Here is a 2047-nt window from a genome sequence, read left to right on the forward strand (position 1 = left end):
TCTGGGCGAAGCTGTTGCCGATGCACTGGTGCGGACCGCCTCCGAAGGGGAAGTAGGCGTACCGGGGCCGGTCCGGGTCGATCCGGTCCCCGAGCCAGCGGGTCGGGTCAAAACGTTCCGGGTCCGGCCACCACTGCGCGTCGCGATGGACGACCCACTGGCACAGCAGCAGCGTCGAGCCGGCCGGCAACCGATAGCCTCCGACAAGACGGTCTTCCAGCAGATACCGACCCATGCCCCACACCGGCGGGTAAAGCCGCATCGCCTCGGTGAACACCGCGTCGGCATACGGCAGGTTCGCCAGATCCGCGACCGTCGGCCGCCGGCCGGACAGGACGGTGTCGAGCTCGGCGTACAGCGCTGCCGCGATCTCAGGATGCGTGCCGAGCAGATGAAATGTCCAGGTCAACGCGTTGGCCGTGGTTTCGTGACCGGCCAGCATGATGGTCAGGATCTCATCGCGGACCTGGGTGTCGTCCATCCCGTCGCCGGTCTGCGCATCGCGGGCCGACAGCAACAGTGACAGCAGGTCCCTCCCGCCCGCTCCGGCCGCACGGCGATGGTCGATGAGGTCGTAGACGACGCGGTCCAGGGCGTGACGAGCGTTACGGCGCCGCCGGGCCGCGGGCAGTGGCAGCCTCTCCAGCGCCTCGAAGCCTGCCCGCATGGACTTACGGGTGGCCACCATGTTCTCGCTGATAGCCGTTCGGATGACGGTCACTTCGTTGCTGTCGACATCAACATCGAACAGTGTGCGAGTGACCATCGCCAGCGTCATCTCGATCATTTCGTCGTGCAGATCAAGGTACTGGCCGTCCGTCCAACGATCAGCCCGATCGTCGGCAATCGTGGCAAACGTCTCGCCGTACTCGAAGATCCGCTGATGGTGGAACATCGGCTGCATGAGCCGGCGCTGCCTGCGGTGCCGCTCCCCCGCGCTGGTCAACAACCCCTGGCCGAGCACCAGTGTGAGCGGCTCCACCACCGTCTGACGGGAGCCGAACCCACGGCGGACGATGCCTCGGGCGAAGGCCCGGCTGGATCCGACGAGCACGTCAGCGATGACTGCCGGGTCCGCCACGAGGAAGGCCGACAGCGGTCGCGAGGAGATCTGCGCGACAGGACCGTAGGTCGCACGCAGCTGGGTCAGGCCCGCGAGCAGGTCGGGACGCAGCACTCGTGCAGCCGCGCGCGGGCCACCGGACAGGCCCGGGGCGGCTCCCGTACGCATCAGCACGGACACCGCTGGACAACGACAGGCCGAGCAACGGTCATGGCGGACTCTCCTCGGGATCACGGGCGGGGGCAGGGGCGCTCAACCCAGCAGGACGGCCAGCAGACCGATCTTCACGATAATCGCGATCTCGGCACTGCGGCCCGAGACACTGGCCACGTTCCGCGACCAACATCCGGATTGCCGTGGCGGTGGGAGCTCGCCCCGTCCAGTCACCCGGAAACGTGCCGAGGGTGCACGGGGGTGCACGAAAATTACTGAAAGTAAAAAATTAACTACTCGAACGCCGTGGCAGCGTCGCTCATCCAGGCAAGATCATCTACTCGGACGTGGAGGCGTTCGGCTATGTCACCGGTGGCGACGCCCCGGCTGATCGCCTCACGAATAGCCAGGCCACGCACGGCACGCAGCCGTCCACGCTCCGGATGATCATTCCAGAGCAGATCATGGGCAACCCAGGCGCGCTCGACCGGGTCAGCGATCGCGATGATACTGCGGAAGGCCATCACAGCGCACATGTTCCAGCGACCATGACTGGACGGCAACAGCACGGTGTCTCAATAGGAAATTCTTATCGACCGATTGACGACCTACCGCAGCAACCCAACACGGACAGCAACGGCCAAGCCGACCTCATCCAGGACATCCGACGGGCGTCGGTCGTCCGAAACCTCCACCGTCCACACCTGGGCCATGCACCGTGCGGCCCTCTCAACGATGTGAATCTGAGGCTCCGCCAGCAGCACCAGATTCACATCCTTCGGCGCCGTGAACCGAGTCCGCAACGATGCACGGTCGCCGGCCGTAGATTGC

Annotated in this window: 3 protein-coding genes; all 3 read right to left on the reverse strand. The window is 65.7% G+C overall.

Features of this window, described 5'->3' with window-relative positions; genetic code table 11:
- Positions 1-1231 (reverse strand): cytochrome P450 (locus U9980_RS09475; protein WP_322767588.1); only part of this gene is annotated, 1231 nt, incomplete at its 3' end.
- Positions 1232-1509: 278 nt separating this feature from the next.
- Positions 1510-1752 carry a hypothetical protein gene (locus U9980_RS09480; RefSeq protein ID WP_322767589.1) on the reverse strand — a complete coding sequence of 81 codons (243 nt, stop codon included), beginning with the start codon at positions 1750-1752 and terminating at the stop codon, positions 1510-1512.
- Between the two features lie 72 nt (positions 1753-1824).
- A partial coding sequence (locus U9980_RS09485) for a hypothetical protein (protein ID WP_322767590.1) occupies positions 1825-2047 on the reverse strand: 223 nt, incomplete at its 5' end.

This window comes from Protofrankia sp. Cr1, assembly GCF_963555865.1.
GTDB lineage: Bacteria > Actinomycetota > Actinomycetes > Frankiales > Frankiaceae > Protofrankia.